This is a genomic window from Streptomyces sp. NBC_00029 (assembly GCF_045160505.1).
Taxonomy (GTDB): domain Bacteria; phylum Actinomycetota; class Actinomycetes; order Streptomycetales; family Streptomycetaceae; genus Streptomyces.
The window spans coordinates 3,517,735-3,536,824 of record NZ_CP108292.1; the positions used below are offsets into that span (position 1 = coordinate 3,517,735).

Annotated in this window: 15 protein-coding genes; 10 read left to right on the top strand and 5 right to left on the bottom strand. The window is 74.0% G+C overall.

All coding sequences use genetic code 11. The features are described 5' to 3' along the window. Positions 1-16: 16 nt before the first annotated feature. Together pabB and OG753_RS16605 are read right to left on the bottom strand one after the other, a co-directional pair. A complete protein-coding gene (gene pabB / locus OG753_RS16600) occupies positions 17-2,173 on the bottom strand; it encodes an aminodeoxychorismate synthase component I (protein WP_405788964.1) in 2,157 nt (718 codons plus the stop codon). A gap of 44 nt (positions 2,174-2,217) precedes the next feature. Continuing rightward, positions 2,218-3,027 carry a methyltransferase domain-containing protein gene (locus tag OG753_RS16605; RefSeq protein WP_405788966.1) on the bottom strand — a complete coding sequence of 270 codons (810 nt, stop codon included), beginning with the start codon at positions 3,025-3,027 and terminating at the stop codon, positions 2,218-2,220. A 319-nt stretch (positions 3,028-3,346) separates the two neighbouring features. Here OG753_RS16605 and OG753_RS16610 point away from each other — a divergent pair, with 319 nt between their 5' ends. Next, the gene (locus OG753_RS16610; RefSeq protein WP_405788968.1) at positions 3,347-5,275 is read left to right on the top strand and encodes a helix-turn-helix domain-containing protein; all 1,929 of its coding nucleotides are present in this window, start codon (positions 3,347-3,349) and stop codon (positions 5,273-5,275) included. A 49-nt stretch (positions 5,276-5,324) separates the two neighbouring features. On the opposite strand, the gene OG753_RS16615 is transcribed toward OG753_RS16610, so the two are convergent. Further along, positions 5,325-6,659, bottom strand: a complete 1,335-nt coding sequence (locus OG753_RS16615) for an IS701 family transposase (protein ID WP_405788970.1) — start codon at positions 6,657-6,659, stop codon at positions 5,325-5,327. 304 nt (positions 6,660-6,963) lie between these two features. Here OG753_RS16615 and OG753_RS16620 point away from each other — a divergent pair, with 304 nt between their 5' ends. After that, positions 6,964-8,256: a phosphoribosyltransferase family protein gene (locus tag OG753_RS16620; RefSeq protein ID WP_327262560.1), complete on the top strand. Its 1,293-nt coding sequence runs from the start codon at positions 6,964-6,966 to the stop codon at positions 8,254-8,256. Between the two features lie 60 nt (positions 8,257-8,316). Next, positions 8,317-9,438, top strand: a complete 1,122-nt coding sequence (locus OG753_RS16625) for a sulfite oxidase (RefSeq protein WP_405788972.1) — start codon at positions 8,317-8,319, stop codon at positions 9,436-9,438. Here OG753_RS16625 and OG753_RS16630 read toward each other — a convergent pair whose 3' ends face one another. Next, entirely contained in the window at positions 9,439-9,915 is a 477-nt protein-coding gene (locus OG753_RS16630) for a phospholipase (protein ID WP_405788974.1), read from the bottom strand. Positions 9,916-10,106: 191 nt separating this feature from the next. On the opposite strand from OG753_RS16630, the gene OG753_RS16635 reads away from it, so the two are divergent. Continuing rightward, positions 10,107-10,622, top strand: coding sequence for a hypothetical protein (locus tag OG753_RS16635; RefSeq protein WP_327262563.1), 516 nt, complete (start codon positions 10,107-10,109; stop codon positions 10,620-10,622). Between the two features lie 28 nt (positions 10,623-10,650). Here OG753_RS16635 and OG753_RS16640 read toward each other — a convergent pair whose 3' ends face one another. Then, the gene (locus OG753_RS16640) at positions 10,651-11,421 is read right to left on the bottom strand and encodes an alpha/beta fold hydrolase (RefSeq protein ID WP_383202565.1); all 771 of its coding nucleotides are present in this window, start codon (positions 11,419-11,421) and stop codon (positions 10,651-10,653) included. A gap of 159 nt (positions 11,422-11,580) precedes the next feature. Here OG753_RS16640 and OG753_RS16645 point away from each other — a divergent pair, with 159 nt between their 5' ends. From OG753_RS16645 to OG753_RS16670, 6 genes are all read left to right on the top strand, one after another. Continuing rightward, entirely contained in the window at positions 11,581-11,994 is a 414-nt protein-coding gene (locus OG753_RS16645) for a GNAT family N-acetyltransferase (RefSeq protein ID WP_327262565.1), read from the top strand. A 122-nt stretch (positions 11,995-12,116) separates the two neighbouring features. Continuing rightward, a complete protein-coding gene (locus OG753_RS16650; RefSeq protein WP_405788977.1) occupies positions 12,117-13,793 on the top strand; it encodes a serine/threonine-protein kinase in 1,677 nt (558 codons plus the stop codon). A gap of 116 nt (positions 13,794-13,909) precedes the next feature. Further along, the gene (locus tag OG753_RS16655; RefSeq protein ID WP_405788979.1) at positions 13,910-15,151 is read left to right on the top strand and encodes a S8 family peptidase; all 1,242 of its coding nucleotides are present in this window, start codon (positions 13,910-13,912) and stop codon (positions 15,149-15,151) included. 218 nt (positions 15,152-15,369) lie between these two features. Then, complete coding sequence (locus tag OG753_RS16660; protein ID WP_405788981.1) at positions 15,370-16,665, top strand: hypothetical protein; 1,296 nt, start codon at positions 15,370-15,372, stop codon at positions 16,663-16,665. Between the two features lie 84 nt (positions 16,666-16,749). After that, complete coding sequence (locus tag OG753_RS16665) at positions 16,750-17,817, top strand: WxL protein peptidoglycan domain-containing protein (protein ID WP_405788982.1); 1,068 nt, start codon at positions 16,750-16,752, stop codon at positions 17,815-17,817. A gap of 61 nt (positions 17,818-17,878) precedes the next feature. Then, complete coding sequence (locus OG753_RS16670; RefSeq protein ID WP_405788984.1) at positions 17,879-19,045, top strand: hypothetical protein; 1,167 nt, start codon at positions 17,879-17,881, stop codon at positions 19,043-19,045. Positions 19,046-19,090 lie beyond the last annotated feature (45 nt).

Below are 19,090 nucleotides of genomic sequence, written 5' to 3' on the forward strand. Positions count from 1 at the left end.
CCTGCGGGGACGGGGGTCAGCCCGTAAGCGCTGCGAAGGTGCGCTCTCGGCCCGGGAAGCCGCTGTCCGAGAGGCCGAGCAGCGGAGCGGACTTGACCGCGGTCTCCTCGAACTCCGCCTCCGGGCCGGACAGGGCCACGATGGCCCCGCCGATCCCGTAGCGGACCCGGCCCGGGGTCATCACCAGGGTGCGGATGACGATGCTCAGGTCGGCCTCGCCGGAGAGCGAGAAGTACCCGATGGCGCCGGCGTACACCCCGCGCGGGCCCGCTTCGAGCTTGTCGATGAGCTGCATGGTGCGCCGCTTGGGAGCGCCGGTCATCGAGCCGCCGGGGAAGGCGGCGCGGACGCAGTCCACGGCGGCGAGTTCGGGCCGCAGCCGGGCCCGGACGGTGCTGACGAGCTGGTGGACCGTCGCGTACGTCTCCACGCGGAAGATGTCGTCGGCTTCGACGGAGCCGGTGCGGGCACAGCGGCCCAGGTCGTTGCGGACCAGGTCGACGATCATCAGGTTCTCGCTGCGGTCCTTCTCGCAGCCGGCCAGCTCGCGGCGGATCTCCGCGTCCTCCGCGGGGGTTGCCCCGCGCGGCCGGGTGCCCTTGATGGGCCGCGATTCGGCGTACCCCTCGCCGTCCACCCGGAGGAACCGCTCGGGCGAGGTGCTGAGCACCGAGACGTCCCCGAACCGGAGCAGCGCGCCGAAGGGCGCCGGGTGGCTGCGGCGCAGCTGCCGGTACGTCTGCCAGGGATCGGGCGAGCCGTCCGCCTCGGCCATGTTGGTCAGGCAGACCTCATAGGTCTCACCGGCCGCGATCTCCTGCTGGCACTCGTCGATGAGCGAGAGGTAGCTGTCCCGGTCGTGCCGCAGCCGCAGTCCGGTGAGCGGCTGCTGCGGCAGCGGCTCGGGCAGGGAGCGGCCGGCGGTGGCGCGCAGCCGGTCGGCGGTGGTGCGCAGCCAGTCGCGGGCGGCGCCCTCGTCGCCCTCCGGGGCGAGGGCGAGCAGGTAGGTGGTGCCGGTGTGGTGGTCGAGGACCACGGCCCGGTCGGCGAAGACCATGACCGCGTCGGGCTGTTCGGACCGGTGGGCCTGGTCGCCGCCGCACTGGGCCTTGAGCTCGTAGCCGAGGTAGCCGACCCAGCCGAGGGCGAAGCCGAAGGGCAGTTCGGGGACCTGGACGTCGAGGGACTTCAGGTCGCGGGCGATCCAGTCGAGGAAGTGCTCGGCCACGATCTGGCCGGTGGCGCCGGCCTCGCCGGTCACGGTGACGGTGCCGCTGGCCACGTCCCCGGTCGCGACCCGGGCCATCGGGCCCTTGTCGTCGCCCATGAAGGAGAACCGGCCGGCGCTGTCGGTGCGGCTGCTGTCGAGCCAGAAGGCGTGGGCGCTGCCCTGGAACAGCTCCTCGAAGGCCGCCTCGTCGTCCCAGCGGGTGGTGAGGAAGTCGGCGAGGACCCGCAGCCGGGTGCGCGGGGCCTGCGGTCCGGCGGGGAGGGCGGCCGCAGCGGTGACGGCTGCAGCAGCGGCGGCGGGAGCGGTGGGACGCGGCAGCGCGGGGCGGGCCGCCCGGCGGGAGGCGGTCCGGCCGCGCCCCTCGTGGTGCTCGGCGACCAGGCGCCGGAAGTTGCGGACGAGCTCGTGCCCGTACGTGGTGGAGATGGACTCGGGGTGGAACTGCACGCCCCAGCGCGGCAGCTCGCGGTGGCGCAGCGCCATCACCACGCCGTCGTCGCTCCAGGCGGTCGCCTCCAGCTCGTCGGGCAGGTCGGTGACGGCGAGCGAGTGGTAGCGCACCACCTCGAACGGGGAGGGCAGACCGGCGAAGAGGCCGGTGCCGTCGTGCAGTACGGGCGAGGTCCGGCCGTGCCGGGGCTCGGCCGCCCGGACCACCCGTCCGCCGTGGGCGTGGGCGAGCCCCTGGTGCCCCAGGCAGATGCCGAGGAGCGGCAGGTCCCCGTGGTCCAGGATGTCCCGGCAGATCCCGAAGTCCGCCCGGCGCTCCGGCGTCCCGGGCCCCGGCGACAGCACCACGGCGTCGAACCCGTCGAGCAGGTCCGGGCTCCAGCGCGTCTCGTCGTTGCGGACCACGACGGGCTCGTGGCCCGTCACCTCCGCGATCTGGTGGAAGAGGTTGTAGGTGAAGGAGTCGTAGTTGTCGACGAGCAGGGTGCGCACGGGGACCTCGCTGGGGCAGAGGGAGCTGAGGGGTGGGAGGCGGCTCAGACGGCCGGGACGATCTCCAGCAGCAGGTGGTCGACGGGGTGCGCGCCTTCCTGCACGACGGTGGAGCTCAGGGTGCGCAGCTCGCGGCCGGTCTCGGCGGCCAGGGCGTGCAGGGCGCGGAGGTCGCCGCGCGAGCTGAAGTGCAGCAGCGCCGAGCCGCCGGGGGTCAGCCGGTCCGGGGCCTCGGCCAGGAAGCGGCGGTGGGCGGCGTATCCGGGGTCGACGTACGCCATGTCGTGGACCGAGCCGTAGACGTGCCCGGCCGGGGCGAGCACGTAGTTGGAACTCCAGAAGACGAGGTCGAAGCGCTCGGCGGGGTCGAGGGAGTCGAAGAGGTCGCTGTGGACCGCCTCGACCCGGTCGGCCAGTCCGTGGCGCTGGGCGTTGAGCCGGGCGTTGGCCACGGCCTGGGGGTTGATGTCGGAGGCGACCACCCGCTCGCAGCCGGCCAGCGCCCCGGTGATCGCGATCACGCCGGTGCCGCAGCCGATCTCCAGCATGGAGCCGCGGCGGGGGGTGGTCCACTCCTCGGTCCAGCCGAGGAAGTCCAGGGCGATGCCGGTGCTGGGCGAGTAGGTCGGGCAGAACACGTCGTCGAGCAGATTCCACTTACGGCCGCGCAGGTCGAACTCGCGGGGCCGGTCGGCCCGGGTGCGGGACTGGGCGCTCCGGGCCAGCGAGCGCTCGTAGTCGCGTACTTCGGCAGCCGGATCCGCGCTCTGCGCCGGCATTCCGGCGGGCAGCGGCGCGATGACGGATGCGGAGATCGGCTGGGACGAGGCGCTCTGAACCCGGGTCTGCTGCATGACGTAATTTCCCCCTTGTGGCATTCCTGCGTGAGATTCACGACTGGCCCCCGCCGGGGGACCGGATGCCCGAAGTCTGGTTCGCAGACGCCTGCTTACGGAAGGTGAGCCCTCAACACACCCGGTGCCCATAAGTGGTGCCGCGACCACTGCCCCGGCTCCAAAAACAAACAATCGCCCCAAAGGAGACGGAAATACGGAATCCTTTAATCCGTCTGCAGGTACGGATTGTTGACAATTGACTGTGGAGAGTGCATCGCCTAGGTTCGCGGGACCGAGATGTCACCACGAACCCAATCCATGATCTGGAGGAAGAAAAGTGGCGCTGGACCCTGTCTCCATCGAGGTCAGGGCCCTGGCCGTACTCGAACTGCTCGCGCAGGAGGCCCCCGCCTCCGCCTACGAGGAAATCGCCGCCTCCGCCCGCGCCGCCGGCGCCACCGAGGCGGAACTGGCCGCTGTGGACAAGGCCCTGGAGCACGCCGCCGTCGTCCGCGCCCAGCTCGGCCGCCGCCAGCAGCGCGAGGCCAGCCTCTCCGCCCTCGTCGACACCGCCCGGGACCTGACCCTCCCCTTCGACCTCGACGCCCTGCTCAAGGTGATCACCCGCCGCGCCCGGCTGCTGCTCAACCTCGACATGGCGTACATCAGCTTCTACGAGGACCCCGAGAGCGACGGCTACGTCCGCACCGCCGACGGCCACGCCACCGCGCTGACCGTGGGCTTCCGGGTACCCCGCCAGGGCGGGCTCGGCAGCGCCTCGCGCAGCAACAGCGCGCCGTTCTGGACCTCCGACTACATGGCCGACGAGCGGATCGCCCATCACCCCGTGATCGACGAAGTGGTGCGCGCCGAGGGCCTGCACGCCATCCTCGCGGTGCCGCTCATCGGCCACGGCACCTCCTTCGGCGTGCTCTACTCCGCCGACCGCAACGTCCGGCACTTCACCCCGGAAGAGGTCTCCCTGATGGCCTCGCTCGGCGACCTCGCCAGCGTGGCCATCGACAAGGCCCGGGTGCTCAACCAGGCCCGCACCGACATCACCGCCCTGGAGCAGTACAGCTCGAAGGCCAAGTCCCACCTGACCTCGGCCCACCGCGTCAACGAGATCCACCAGCGCATGATCGGCCTGCTGCTCGAGGGCTCCGGCCTGACCGCGCTGACGGCCCTCACCGCCGACGCCCTCGGCGGTACCGTCTCCGTCCTCGACCCCCGCGGCCGCACCCTCGCCGCCACCGGCGACCTGCCCGCCGGCAACACTCCCGATGTGGCCGAGGCCCTGCTCACCCAGTTCGCCGACGAGCCGGTGCAGTTGGCCGGCGACCACTGGCTCGTGCCCGTCACGGCCGGCACCGAGCGGCTCGGCGGCATCCTCCTGCACACCACCGCGGTGCTCGACGAGGACGAGCTGCGCCTGCTGCAACTGGCCGCGGGCACCACCGGCGTGCTGCTGCTCATGGAACGCAACACCGCCATGGCCGAGAGCCAGGTCCGCGACGAGTTCTGCGACGCCCTGCTCAGCACCCCGCTGCGGCCGCTGCCCCAGCTCCGCGACCGGGCCCGGATCCTCGGCATCGACCTGGAGCGCCCGTACGCCGTCGTGGCCATCCGTCCCGAGGGCGGCTCGCAGGGCCGGGCCGTCGTCTGGGCCTCCTCGTACGCCCTGGTCTCCGGCGGCCTGTGCAGCGTGCGCAGCGACAGCATCGCCCTGCTCTTGCCCTCCGAGGATCCCGGGGCGACCGCCCGCCAGGTCTCCCAGGAGCTGTCCCCGCTGCTCGGCCACCCCGTGACGGTCGGCGCGGCCGGGCCCACGAACCGCATCGAGGACTTCCAGCCGGCCTACGCCGAGGCGGTCCGCTGCCTCAGCGCCCTGGGCGCCATCGGCGGCATCGGCTCCAGTGCCTCCGCGAAGGAACTCGGCTTCCTCGGGCTGCTGCTCGGCGACCACCACAGCGTGCGGGACTACATCACGCACACCATCGGCCCGGTCATCGACTACGACACGCACCGCTTCACCAATCTCGTCCAGACCCTGGAGGCGTACTTCGAATCGGGCGGCAGCCCGACCTACGCCGCCGAGGCCCTCCACGTCCACCCGAACACCGTCTCCCGCCGCCTGGAGCGAATGACGGCCCTGCTCGGCGACGACTGGCAGGAACCGGCCAGGGCCCTGGAGGTCCAGCTCGCGCTGCGGCTGCACCGGACCCGCGACACCCTCGGGAACCGCCAGGAGGACCGCCCGCTCTGACGGCCCGCCCGACGGCCCGGCCGTACGGCGTAGGCCGCCCCCCGGCGGCCTACGCCGTACGCCTGCGTCCCGCGTAGCCGCGGTCGGCGAATCCGGTGCGCCGGTCCGCTGCCGCGTAGCCGCCGAAACCTCCGAAGCCGGTGGCCGCGTCACCGAACCCGCCGCCGTGGCCCGGCCGCTGTACGTAGGCGTGGCTCGATCCGTGGCCGTAGCCATGGCCGTAGCCGGGTCCGTAGCCCGAGCTCATCCGCTCGGCCGCGACCGCCGCCATCGCCGCGGTGGCCTGCGCCACCGAGGCCAGGGTCACGTGCCGGTGCCATCCCTGGTACGAGCGCCCCTCGAAGTCCCGCATCCCCACCCGGTCCGACAGATCGGTGGCTCCGCGCTCGATCCGGCGCGACAGCTGCCCCAGCCTCATCAGCACGGCGGGCGGCGCGCCGGTCATGTCGGTCAGCCAGTACCGCTCCGGCCGGCGCCGGGCGTCCGACCACTCCCCCACCAGCAGCAGCGGCCCGCGGCCGGCCGGCCGGCGCCGGACCCCGGCGGCTCCCGCGCCCGCGCTCTCCGGCAGTTCCACTTGCAGGGTCGCCAGGAAGCCGAGGCGTACGGTCCGGTCCGCGCGGTCCTCGTAGCGCACCGGGCGGCGCAGCATCCCCGCCGCGTCCATGATCTGCCCGGCCGTCACCGGCTTCCCGGCCCCCCGCGGCAGCTGCGGGTCGGTGACGTGCAACGGGGTCGCTGCCGACACCTCCACCATGAACGGCATCTCGGCCGCCCCCAGCCACCCCGTGATCAGTTCCGCGCCGCCCTCCACCGCGTCCACGACCACCGGCAGCCGGCGCACCGCACGGGTCCGGGCGATGTCCAGCACGGCGCGCGCCGCGCAGTCGGCCAGGGTGGTCTCCTCCGGCAGGTGCAGGGCCCAGCTCACCGGGACGCTCGCCTCCTCGGAGGCGGCCCAGGCCCCGTACGCCTGCTGCCCGTTGACCACGTGCCCGGTCTCGGGGTCGAACCGGCGCTCCACTCCCACCGAGTGCGCCCCCGACTTCGGGATCACCATCGGCTTGACCACCCAGGCCTGCAGCTTGAGCATGCCGTCGAGCTGGACGGCGAGGTTCTCGCGGACCGAGTCCCAGTCCCAGGTGGAGCAGGAGATGAAGTGGTGCAGGCTCTGCTCCCCGGCCGGCATCCCGGCGTGCGCGGCGATGTTCCGCATGGTCTTGCGCCCACGGGCGGTGAGGAGCCCCCGTACGTACAGCTCGGCCTTGCGCCGCTGGTCGGCACGCGGCAGCGGGTCGAAGAGGGTCTGGCACAGCTGGCCGACCTGGTCCAAGGCCGTGAGGCCGGTCTGTGAGCGCGTGAACTGCACGAGCTGCGATCCCATGGAGATCTCGCCCTCCCCCTCGGTCGGTTGCTGTACCCCCAGAGCCTCTCCCGGGGGAGGGCCTCACCACGAGGGCCGTCCGGCACACACCCTGCCCCGGGGGTGGTGGCCGGACCACCACCCCCGGGTCCCGGGGGCCCCGGAAGCCGGGATCGCGGCCCGGGGGGTGGTGGCCGGACCACCCCCCGCTCCCGGGATCCCGCCCCGGGGCGGGACCGACTTGCGCGAAGGCCTGAGATGGGGTTGCGTCGAAGGAGGTGGGTACGTGGGTTTCCGTCTCCCCCGGGTTGGGTGGTGAGCCATCGTGCTGTTCACCCATCGCGCGGACGCCGGCGAGCAGCTCGCCCAGGCGCTGCAGCACCTGCAGGGGACGGATCCCGTCGTACTGGGCCTGCCCCGCGGCGGCGTCCCGGTCGCCTTCCGGGTGGCCCGCGCGCTCGGCGCCCCGCTCGATGTGATCGTCGTGCGCAAGCTCGGCGTTCCCCACCACCGTGAGCTGGGCTTCGGCGCCATCGGCGAGGGAGGCGTACGCGTCATCAGCGAGGACATCGTCCGCAGCGGCCGGCTCCGCCGGGAGGACGTCGAGGCCGTCGAGCACGCCGAGGAGGCGGAGCTCGCCCGGCAGGCCCGCAGGTTCCGCGGGGACCGGCCGCGGACGCCCCTCACCGGCCGGACCGTGATCGTCGTGGACGACGGGATCGCGACCGGGGCGACGGCGGCGGCCGCGTGCGAGGTCGTACGGGCTCAGGGCGCGGCCCGGGTGGTGCTGGCCGCTCCGGTGGCCCCGCCGGACGCGGTCGCACGGCTGGGCTCCGCGGCCGACGAGGTGGTGTGCCTGTCCACTCCGCACGCCTTCCGCGCCGTCGGCGAGTGGTACCAGGACTTCTCCCAGACCTCCGACGAGGAGGTCGTCTTCCTGCTGGCACGGGCGGCGGCCGACTCCGCCGCCCGTCCGCCCGTGCGGGCCGTCGCGGTCGAGGTGGACGCCGACGGCCTCGCCCTGGCCGGGGACCTCGCCCTGCCGGAGGGCGCCGGGGCGGTCGTGGTGTTCGCCCACGGCTCCGGCAGCAGCCGCCACAGCCCGCGCAACCGGTCGGTGGCGGCGGACCTCAACCGGGCGGGCCTCGGCACGCTGCTCCTCGACCTGCTCACGCCCGCCGAGGAGACCGACCGGGCCAACGTCTTCGACATCGGGACGCTGGCCGGACGGCTCGCGGCCGCCACCGCCTGGCTGCGCCGCCGCGAGTCCCTCCCGGTCGGCTGGTTCGGGGCGAGTACCGGGGCCGCGGCGGCGCTGTGGGCCGCCGCATCGGACCCCGGTATCGGCGCCGTGGTCTCCCGCGGGGGCCGGCCCGACCTGGCCGGTCCGCGGCTCGCCGCCGTACGGGCCCCCACACTGCTGATCGTGGGCGGCCGGGACACCACGGTGCTCGACCTCAATCGCTCGGCCCTGGGCGAGCTGCGCTGCGAGAACCGGCTGGAGATCGTCCCGGGGGCCACGCACCTCTTCGAGGAGCCGGGAGCCCTGGACCGGGTGGCCGGCCTGGCCCGCGACTGGTTCACCCGCCACCTGACGCCGGGGCCCGGCGGCGGGTAACGGCGCGCAGGCTCCGTGGCGCGGTGGCGGGCCCACGGCGCCGCGCGCGACCATGGGGGTATGGAGCAGGCGTCGGTGCACGATGTCAGCACCCCGGGCCGCATCGCGTCGCCGGGTGAGGGCATCAGCCCGCAGGAGCTGGCGCTCGCGGCCCGTAACCACGGACTTCCGCTGGAGGCCCTGCGCTACGAGGTCACACCGCCGGGACTGCACTACGTCCTGGTCCACTACGACATACCCGCCGCCGACCCCGCCGGATGGTCCCTGGCCGTCGACGGCCGGGTCCGTACCCCGCTGACGCTGGACCTCGCCGCCCTGCGCGCCTTCCCCGCCGTCACCCACCGCGTCACGATGGAATGCGCGGGCAACGGCCGGGCCCGCCTCACCCCCCGGCCGGTCAGCCAGCCGTGGCTGCTGGAGGCGGTGGGCACCGCCGACTGGACGGGGGTGCCGCTGCGCCTCGTTCTCGACGGGGCCGGGGTGGAGCCGGACGCCGTGGAGGCCGTGTTCACCGGGGCCGACCACGGGGTCGAACGCGGCGTCGAGCAGGACTACCGGCGCAGCCTGCCGGTGGCGGCCGCCACCGGGGACGACCACGGGGTACTGATCGCCTACGCCATGAACGGCCTGCCCCTGCCCCCGCAGCACGGGTGTCCGCTGCGGCTGGTCGTCCCGGGCTGGTACGGCATGGCGCACGTCAAATGGCTCCGCGGGATCACCCTGGTCGACACGCCGTTCACCGGGTTCCAGCAGGCCGAGGCCTACCGGTACCGGCGGTCCGCCGACGATCCGGACGACCCCGGCGTGCCGGTCACCCGGATCGCACCGCGCGCCCTGATGGTCCCGCCGGGATTCCCCGACTTCATGACCCGCACCCGTGTGGTGCACCCCGGCCCCGTACCGCTGGAGGGGCGGGCCTGGTCCGGCCACGGGGCCGTCACCCGGGTGGAGGTGAGCGCCGACGGGGGCCGCTCCTGGATCCGGGCCGTGGTGGCGCCCCGGGGGCCGCACCGGTGGGCCTGGCAGGCCTGGTCCTGCGTCTGGACGGCCACACCGGGCCATCACACGCTCACGGTCCGCGCCACGGACGCCGAGGGCCGTACGCAGCCCCTCGAACAGCCGTGGAACCGGGGTGGTTTCGGCAACAACCTGGTCCAGGACGTCCCGGTCCTGTGCTGCTGATCAGGAGATGCCGAGGAGCCTGACCGCTTGGTAGTAGGTCCACGCGGTGCCGTCGCACGAGCTCCTGCGGGGGCCCGAGTACTGCGCGCAGACCCTCTTCAGGTCCGCGTGGAACGCCAGGTCCAGCCGTGCCTTGGCGGCCGGGAACAGCCCTGCCGCGCGGTGGTTGCGGTAGCCGAAGTCGTGGCGCGCGCAGGCCGCGGCGAAGGGGAAGCCGAGGGGGTTGTCGGGGGACGAGGTGCACTGGTCCGTCGACCAGTCGAAGCCGTACGCGGCCCAGGCCTCCCGGTGCTCGCGGGCGTCGGCCCACGCCTGGTAGCTGGCGGCACTGGTCTGCGTCCAGCGGGTCAGCACCAGCGGTTTGTCGGCCGGGACCTGCGGTGCGGCCGAGGCCGCCGGGGCGAGGGCGAGCACCGCCGTGGCGGCGGCGGTGGCGAGGGCGGGGACGAGAGCGGGGACGAGGCGGCGACGGCGCATGGATCTCCTCGGTGCCGGGGCGGACGGGTCACCTGCGGCCAACTCCCCCGGGCACCTCTCGGTTACTGCGCGCCCGACGGCACCGGGCCCCGCCAACCCTCAGGTATGAGTCCGTATGGGACTTGCGGCGCACTCCGGGTTCGTCCTGAGGAGGGACGCGCGACGGGGCCCTGCCCGCCGAGACTGTGAGCATGAACCGCCGCCCGCTCGTCATCGCCGCAGCCACCGTGGGAGTCCTCGCCACCGCGGCCTTCGCGCTGCCCAACCTGCCGCCGAACCCCGTGACCGACACGATCGACCGCAAGGTGTACAAGGAGACGGGCAAGCGCTTCGCGAGCGCCGCCGACGCGCCCCGGCGCGCGGAGGCCGCGTTCGCCCTGCCCGCCTGGATACCCAAGGACGCCACCGACGTCCGCATACGGGTGCGCAACACCGGCGAGGCCCGGCTGATCCGGTTCACCCTCGGCGCGACGCCGCTGGACGGCCCCCAGTGCAGCGCGGGCACGCCGAAGCCGGTGGCCGCTCCCGCTCTGCACGCCAAGTGGTGGCCGGACAGCCTCCGGACCGAGGGGCGGTCCGAGTGCCGGGACGCCCAGCAGTACCAGGTCGCGGTGCGCGGCAAGCGGGTCTACGCCTGGACGGACGGCACCCCGTCCCCGGGCGCCGGGCCCCGGGGCGGCGCCGCCGCGCCGCGGACCCAGGGCTGACCGTCCCGCCGGGGCGGGGCCTGCCCGGTCAGTCGCGGGCCAGCGCCGCCGCGGTGGCCCGGGCGAAGCCCTCCGGGTTGTCGAGCATGATGTTGTGCCCGCAGTCGGGGACGGAGACCACCGTCACGCCCGAGGCCTCCAGGGCTTCGGCGCCCGGGAGCGGGCCGTCCGCCTCCGGCAGCAGGTAGGTGCACGGGACCTTCGACTCCAGCAGCAGCTCACGCATGGTGGGTGTGGTGCCGGCGGCCAGGTGAACGGCGCTGCGGTACAGGGCGGTTCGGCCGGCCAGCCGCATCGTGGCCCACCAGTGCGCGCTGACCCGGTCCCGGACCTCGGCCCAGCCGCCGGCCAGGAATTCCTCCTCGGTGTAGGAGGCGATCCCGCTGCTCCCCGGCATGACGGGGACGGGCTGCTGCGGATCCAGATTGGCGTCGACGAGCACCAGACGGGACACCAGGCGGGGATGCCGGTCCGCGAGCACGATGGCCACGGCCCCGCCCATGCTGTGGGCGATCAGCTCGGCGCCCTCCACACCGGCCTCGGCGAGGGCGGCCGCCAGCGCGTCCGCATGCGCCTCGAGGGTGTAGGTGAACCCCTCGGGCCGGTCGCTGTGCCCGTGCCCCAGCAGATCGACCAGCAGCGAACGCCGCCCCGCCAGCAGCGGATGCGTGGCGCTCGCGGCGAAGTACGCGGGCGAGGTGGATCCGAGCCCGTGCACGTAGACCCGGGCCGGTTCAGCCCCCGGCAGCTCCACCCAGCGGATCCGGTCGCCCTCCGGCGTGACCACGGCGTTCCTCACGATGCTCCCCCTCGAATCCACAAGACACTCGCTTACGGCCGCAGCGGCCGCACGGCCGCAACAGGCTAAGGGCTGCCCCGGCCGACGGGGCGCCGCGGGCCGCCACGCCGCGTCGCGGATCGGCTGACCATCCGTCACGGGCGCACTATCGTGGCCGCCATGGAAATCCGCCGGGCCCTCACCACCGCCGAGCTCTCGGCCGCCGAGCCCCTCTTCGACGGGCCCGCCCGCGAGGAGTGGTCCGAGCGCTTCCTCGCCGCCCCGGGGCACGTGATGCTCATCGCCTACGTCGACGGAGTACCCGCCGGGATGGTCTCCGGCATTGAGATGATCCACCCCGACAAGGGCACCGAGATGTGCCTGTACGAGCTCTCCGTGGACGAGGGGTACCGCCGCCGCGGCATCGGCCGCGATCTGACCCTGGCCCTGGCCGAGGAGGCGAAGTCGCGCGGCTGTTACGGCATGTGGGTGGGGGTCGACACCGACAACGAGCCCGCTCTGGCCACCTACACGGCCGCCGGCGCCCGCGACGAGGGCGTCTTCTCGATGCGCGGCTGGCCCCTCGCCCCGTAGCCGGGAGGGCACCCGCCCACCGCCTCCCCGCACGCCGCCTCCCCGCCAACCCTGCGCCGCCGAGCGGCGCTTAGGGTGAGCGCGGATCAACTCATCGGTTGATCAGGGATGGGGGGAGACCGATGAACAGCGCGACCGAGGTGTTCGAGCCACTGCGGGCGGACGATCCGTCCACCGTGGCCGGATACCGCATCGCGGCCCGGCTCGGCGCGGGCGGTATGGGCCGGGTCTACCTTTCGCACACCCAGGGCGGGCGACCGGTCGCGATCAAGGTCGTACGGCCGGAACTGGCCGAGGACCCCGCGTTCCGAAGACGGTTCCGCCGCGAGGTGGAGGCCGCCCGCCGGGTCCGGGGCGCGTACACCGCCGAGCTGATCGACGCCGACGCGGACGGGATTCCGCCGTGGCTGGCCACGCTCTACGTACCCGGGCCCTCTCTGTCCCAGGCGGTGGACCGGCGCGGCCCGCTGCCCGTACCCGCCGTGCTGTGGCTGATGGCGGGCGTGGCCGAGGCCCTGCAGGCCATCCATGCCGCGGGCATCGTGCACCGGGACATGAAGCCGTCGAACGTGCTGCTGGCCGCCGACGGGCCCCGCGTCATCGACTTCGGCATCTCGCTGGCGTCCGACTCCACCGCGTACACCGCCACGGGCGCCACCATCGGCACGCCCCAGTACATGTCGCCCGAGCAGGCCTCGGCGGGTGAGGTCACGGCAGCCGCCGACGTCTTCTCGCTGGGCCAGACGGCGGCGTTCGCCGCACTGGGCGAGCCCCTCTACGGCACCGGCCCCTCCCCGATGGTGCTCTACCGGATCGTGCACTCCGAGCCCGATCTGTCCCGGCTGCCGGAGGAGCTGCGTCCACTGCTGGCCCGGTGCCTGGCCGCCGATCCGCAGGAGCGGGCCACCCCGGCGGAGATCGTGGAGTGGTGCCGGCGGCAACTGGGCGAGGACGCCGACGCGGACAGCGGCCCGGCCCTCTGGCGGGAGGTGACCGGGCCCGAGCTGACCGTCCCGGAGCCCGTCGCGGATCCCGCCCCGCAGCCCGGCCCGGAGCCCGGCCAGGCGCATGCCGCGCTGCCCGTTCCGGCGCCCGCCGGGGCGCCCGTTCCTCCGGACACGATCCACCGGGTATGGCAGCCTCCGCAGACGGCGGCGCCGGAAGGGCCGGAGCAACGGCGCAGGCGCCGACGGCGCAACGCGCTGCTCACCGCCGTGTCCGCGACGGCCCTCGCGCTGGTGGCGGGCACGGCCTGGACGGTCGTCGACAGGATGTCGGACGGCAGGCAGGACCCGGCGCGGGCTCAGGCCAAGCAGTCCCCGGCGGCTTCGACGGCCGGCCGGGCGGGCGGTCCGGCGAGCGGCGGTCCGGCCCCGGAGGCCGTGAAATCCACGCCGAGCCCGAGCCCGAGCGCGCCGCCGAGGCCCATGCCCTACGGCTCCCTGCACCTGGACGAATCGAACTCGATCGGCATCCAGGAACCGGTGGAGCGCGCGAACCCCACGGGCGACATCCGCCTGGACTGCGAACGGGTCGGCTGCGAACTGCAGAGCGACACCAGCGCGATCACCATGCTGCGGGGCAAGCCGAACGGCTCCCTCGAGACCTGCCGGACCGCCCTCAAGGACACCACCGCCCGGCGTCAGACGCTGATCACGGCGGCGGCCGGCAGCGAATTCTGCGTCAAGCACCCGTCGGGTGAGATCGCCCTGCTCGTGCTCACGCTGAAGTCGACCCCGGGGATGTCGGACCGGGAGAGCTTCCTGGTGCTGGACATGACGGTCTGGCGCACGGCCTGACCGACGTGCCGGCGTATCCGTGCCCCGGCTCGGATACGCCCGCGCGGCGGCGTGTCGTGCGCCCACTCGGCGCACCCTCCGCGCGCCCGCTCCGCCGCTCGCCGAGCATCGGCCGCATGACCGCATTCGCCGCGTTCCTCCCCGCCGCCGCACTCCTCGCGGCGGCCACCACGGGCGCCCCTCCCGCCCTCCGCCCCGACGCTCCCCACTCCGACGCCGCCCCCTATGTCGTCGTCCTCAAGGACACCGCCTCCCGAGCCCCGGCCCGCACCCTGGCCGCCGAGGCGGTGGACGCGGGTGACGAGGTCGGGGCCGTCTACGACGCCGCCCTGAACGGCTTCGCCGTCCGCACCACGGCCGCCCGCGCCGCCGCCCTGGCCGCCGACCCCCGGGTGGCCTCCGTGGAGCCGGACACGGAGTTCCACACCACCGGCACGGCCGACACCACCGACACCCCCGACGCGGCCGACACCCCCGGCATCCCCGGCACGCCCGGAGCGCGGATGCAGCCCCAGGCGCCCGCGCCCTGGTCCCTGGACCGGATCGACCAGCGCGAACTCCCGCTCGACGGCTCGTACACGTACCCCACCAGGGCCGAGGGCGTCACCGTCTACGTGGTCGACACCGGGATCAACACCGGCCACCGGGAGTTCGGCGGCCGCGCCCGCAACGGCTACAACGCGGTGTTCCTCGGCAGCTCCCGCGACTGCAGCGGCCACGGCACGCACGTCGCGGCGACCGTGGGCGGGGAGACGTACGGGGTCGCCAAGAGGGTCTCGCTCGTCGGGGTGAAGGTGGCCGACTGCCGCGGTTCCGCGAGTCTTTCGGCCATCCTCAAGGGGCTCGACTGGGTGGTGAAGGACGCGACCCGGGCGCGGGCCACCCCCGCGGTGGCCAACATGAGCATCGGCGGCACCCCCAGCTACGCCCTCGACGCGGCGGTGGTCCGGGCCGTGGCCTCCGGCATCACCTTCACCGCGGCCGCCGGCAACGACGGCAAGGACGCCTGCTCCGGGTCCCCGGCCGCCGTCCCCGAGGCCATCACGGTCGGCGCGACCGACGCCGAGGACCGGCGCGCGCCCTTCTCCAACCACGGCCGCTGCGTGGACATCTCGGCGCCCGGCGTGGGCATCACCTCGGCCTGGAAGGACACCGAAACCGCCACGGCCCGCGCCTCCGGCACCTCGATGGCCGCCCCGCACGTGGCCGGGGCCGCCGCGCTGATCCTGGCGCGCGGGATCGCGCGCACCCCGGCGCAGGTGTCCGAGGAACTGCTGCACAGCGCCGTGCCCGACCGGATCTCCGGCCTCCGGCCCGGCACCCCGAACCTGCTGCTCCACACCCCCACCGGACGCTAGGTCCTGTCCACCTGCTCCGCAGCCACCCCGACCAGTCGGTATCCGACGGGCCATCAGACTCTCCCTGATGGCCCATCAATTTCTGTGTGCTTCGGGCGAAAGCAAGTCATTGACTTCTCATCACGGCGACGCGTCAATATCGGCCACCGCACCGGCTCGGCCTCCCCCACACAGCGGGTGGGGGGAGGGGTTCGTCATGACGAAGGAGTCGCGACCCAGTGAGTACGAGAATGCTCAGACGAAGAGTGCTGGCCGGGGCGGGAGCCCTGTCTCTGGCCCTGACGGGCGGCGTGGTGGCCCTGACGGGTTCCGCGCAGGCCGCGACCAAGACCACGGCCGTCTTCGAGAACTGCGACGCCCCGGCGCCGCAGCCGGACGGCTCCGGCAACCAGAACTTCACCGTCACCCTGCCCGACGGCGCCAAGGCCGGCGATGTCGTCCCGATCACGATCGACCCGGGTGCGAGCCCGCTGATCCCCTCGTTCTCCGTGACCACGGTGAACACGTCCAAGATCACCCTCAAGGTCGGTACCACCACCCAGGTGGTCACCAGCCCGCCGGAGACCGTCTCCGTCGTGGCCGGGCAGCCCCTCGACCCCAAGGCGTTCTCCGGAACGATCAGGATCCCGGACGGCACCGAGGGCACCACGGTCCAGGTCGCCCTCGACCTGGCGGTGACCGACGCGGACCTCTCCGGTTCGGTCTTCACCACCACCTGCACCCCGGCGCCGCGTCCCAGCGCCTCGCTCGGCTCGGTCGCCGTGGAGGCCCTGCCCAAGGACCCGGTCACGACGAGGCTGACGCCCAACAGCGGACCGGCGGGCACCGTCGTCGCCGTGACCGGCGCCAACTTCCCGGCCGGCGCCGTCACGTGCTCGGCCCTGCTCGCGGGCACGGCGACCGGTGACACCGGTGCGGGCACGGCGGACGCGTCCGGCGCGGCCACCTGCAACGTCACGGTCACCAAGAAGGCCGACGCGATCAGGATCGACGGTTCGATCACCCCGTACAAGGCCTTCGTGTTCCTGGAGGAGCAGGCCGGCGTGAAGAACCCGGTCGACATCGAGGTCCTGCCCGGCCCGCTGGGCCTCGGCCCGAAGGACGGCCAGCCGGCCGTCAGCTTCGGTTCCGTCACCATCAACGGCAAGGCCCAGTCGGTGGTCGGCGTCTTCAACGCCGCGACCGTCCAGGACTTCCGCGGCGGCTCGCTCGGCTGGGACGTGACGGCGACGCGCACGCCGTTCCTGAACCAGGCCACGGGCCACTCGATGGCGAAGGCGCAGATCGGCATCCAGCCGTCCTGCACCGTGACCAACCCGGACAGCCCGAGCACCTGCACCGCGGGCACCCCCGGCGCGATCTCCGACGTCCCGATGAAGGTGGCCTCCCAGGCCGCCGGCGGGGACGAGCTGACCGGCGGTGAGTTCGCCGTCGGCGGCGCCGGGATGATCCAGCTCCCGCCCTTCATGTTCGCGGACACCTACCAGACGGTCGTGACCTTCTCGATCGCCTGACCCGTACGGCCGCTCGACCAGGGTGGTGCGGCGCTCCGGCGCCGCACCACCCCTTCCCCTTTCCGCGCCGACTGGAGACCGCCCATGCCCCTCCGCAGCCGCAGCCGCACGTGCAGCCGCCCCCGTAGCCGCACCCGCACCTTCCTGTACGGCCTTCTCCTCGGCCTGCTGCTCGGCGCGGGCCTGTTGCCGGCCACCGCGGCGACGGCCGCGGACAACGGCACGTGGGGGGTGTTCCCGACGCCCGCGGCCGGCGCGGCGATGACCGACCGCGCCTACTTCTTCCACCAGGGCACGGCCGGGAGCACCCTCAGCGACAGCGTGACCCTCCTGAACTCCTCCGACAAGGAGCTGACGTTCCAGGTCTTCGCCACCGACGCCGTGAACACCCCGGCCGGCGGCGCCTTCGCGCTGCTGCCGGTGGAGACGAGGCCCAAGGACGTCGGCGCCTGGATCACCCTGGCGCCGGAGACCGCGAGCACCGTCACCGTGCCCGCCAAGGGCCGCAAGGACATCCCGTTCACCGTGCAGGTCCCGGCGGACGCGACGCCCGGTGACCACGTCGGCGGGATCGTCGCCCTGGGCACCGCCGTGGAGGGCGTACAGCAGGACGGCAAGGTCCAGGTCGGCGTGAAGCGCTCGGTCGGCGCCCGGCTCTACTTCCGGGTGCCGGGGCCCGTCACGGCGGGGCTGAGCGTGGAGGACGTGCGGGTGAGCCGGTCGGCGCCGCTGCTGCCCTGGATCGGGAACGCCCGCGCCACGGTCTCGTACACACTGGTCAACCGGGGCAATGTCGTCGTGGAACCCGAGGTGACGGTCTCCGCCGAGGGGCTGTTCGGGCGCAAGGTGCTGGACCGGCCCGCCCGCGGACTGAAGCTGTCCCTGCTGCCGGGCCAGCGGATCGAGCTGACCGAACCGTGGCCTGACGCCCCCCAGTCGGACTGGGTGACCGTCAGGATCAGGGCGGGCGCGGCGGGCCACCCCGATCTGCTCCCGGAGGCGGAGACGGAGTTCATCGCCGTGCCGTGGCCGGCCGTCGGCCTGCTCCTGGTCCTGGCCGGCGCGACGGCCACCGTGTGGGCGCTGCGCCGCCGGCGTCACGCGGAGGGCGAACAGCAGGAACCCGTAGCGGACTTGGCTGGGACGCGCTGACCGGCGAGGGTGTCCCCGGGTGACGGTATTCGGCCATCACCGGCGGGCGGGGAGGCACCACATGGAACGACAGCACGGCGACGCGGCCAAGGGCACGGGGCTGTTGACCCGCATCGAGCGGGCGCTGGGCACCGGCACCGCCGCCTACCTGCCCGGCGACGGCTGGATCCGCCTCACCCTCCCGCTGGAGGACGGCGGACCGGCCCCCGTCACGGTGGACGTGATCGCGGACACCGGACGGGCGCCGAAGGGGATCGTGTACCTGCTGCCCGGCGGCGGCCTGAACTTCGCGGCGGACTTCTTCACCCCGGGCGGACCGGCCGACCACAACCTCGCCCACGAACTGCGGCGCCGGGGCCTGCTCGTCGTCGGGGTCACCCCGCGCGAGGACGCGGCCGCGGCCGCCGGCATCACCGCCGGGCGGGGGCTCGCGGCGCACCGCCGGGACCTGGCCGCGGTGGTGCGCGCGCTGGATTCCCTCCTGGGCCTGCCGTACCAGTACGCGGGCCACTCCGCAGGGGCCGCCCTCGCCCTGGACGCCGCCTCGCACGACACCTCGCCGCGGCTGCGCCGGGTGGTGGCGCTGGACACCACCGGCCCGTACACGGGTGAGCGGGCCCTGCGGGCGGCCGCGACGTGCGACGCGTACGCCACCCAGCTCGCGCAGGGCGTCACCACCGTCGATCCGGGGCTCGCCGCCGTGGTCGCGAAGGCGGTGGCCGATCCGGACGGCGTCTCCCCGGTGCCCTGGCCGTCGGACCCCGCTCAGCGCTTCACCCATGCGGGGCTGGCCCACTTCGCGCTGATCCGCACCGCCGCCCTCCCGGGCCCGGCGAACTGGATCTACACCCAGGGGCACAGCGCCGGCAGCCATGCCTTCGGCCCGACCCCGGCCGAGGACCGGTTCGCCCTGACCCACACCCCGCTGGCCGTCTGGCACGCGGCCACCTCCGCCCTCGGCAGCGGCCTCGTCGCGACCGCCCTGATGCGGGATCTCGCGGCGGTCTGGGCGGGCGACGACGCCACCTACCGGATCGCCTGGGACCGGATCCGCGCCGAGGTCGTCTGGGTGAACACCGCCCTGGGCCGCGGGGACCACCCCCGGGGAGCGGAGCTGATCCGCGCCGCCGGGAACGAACGGGTCACCTTCACCGTGGTCCCCGGCTACGGCCACGGCGACGCGGTCTGGGGCGCCAAGGCCGCCACGGACGTCTGGTCGAGGTTCTGACGGGCGCCGGGAAACGCGACTCGCCCCCGCGGTGAGGGTTGCGGG

Bases quoted from the DNA above. Each gene is read 5' to 3' on its own strand.
- OG753_RS16630 (WP_405788974.1), bottom strand. From the start codon at position 9,915: ATGCGCCGTCGCCGCCTCGTCCCCGCTCTCGTCCCCGCCCTCGCCACC.
- OG753_RS16635 (WP_327262563.1), top strand. From the start codon at position 10,107: ATGAACCGCCGCCCGCTCGTCATCGCCGCAGCCACCGTGGGAGTCCTC.
- OG753_RS16670 (WP_405788984.1), top strand. From the start codon at position 17,879: ATGGAACGACAGCACGGCGACGCGGCCAAGGGCACGGGGCTGTTGACC.
- OG753_RS16650 (WP_405788977.1), top strand. From the start codon at position 12,117: ATGAACAGCGCGACCGAGGTGTTCGAGCCACTGCGGGCGGACGATCCG.
- OG753_RS16655 (WP_405788979.1), top strand. From the start codon at position 13,910: ATGACCGCATTCGCCGCGTTCCTCCCCGCCGCCGCACTCCTCGCGGCG.
- OG753_RS16645 (WP_327262565.1), top strand. From the start codon at position 11,581: ATGGAAATCCGCCGGGCCCTCACCACCGCCGAGCTCTCGGCCGCCGAG.
- OG753_RS16665 (WP_405788982.1), top strand. From the start codon at position 16,750: ATGCCCCTCCGCAGCCGCAGCCGCACGTGCAGCCGCCCCCGTAGCCGC.
- OG753_RS16615 (WP_405788970.1), bottom strand. From the start codon at position 6,659: ATGGGATCGCAGCTCGTGCAGTTCACGCGCTCACAGACCGGCCTCACG.
- OG753_RS16605 (WP_405788966.1), bottom strand. From the start codon at position 3,027: ATGCAGCAGACCCGGGTTCAGAGCGCCTCGTCCCAGCCGATCTCCGCA.
- OG753_RS16625 (WP_405788972.1), top strand. From the start codon at position 8,317: ATGGAGCAGGCGTCGGTGCACGATGTCAGCACCCCGGGCCGCATCGCG.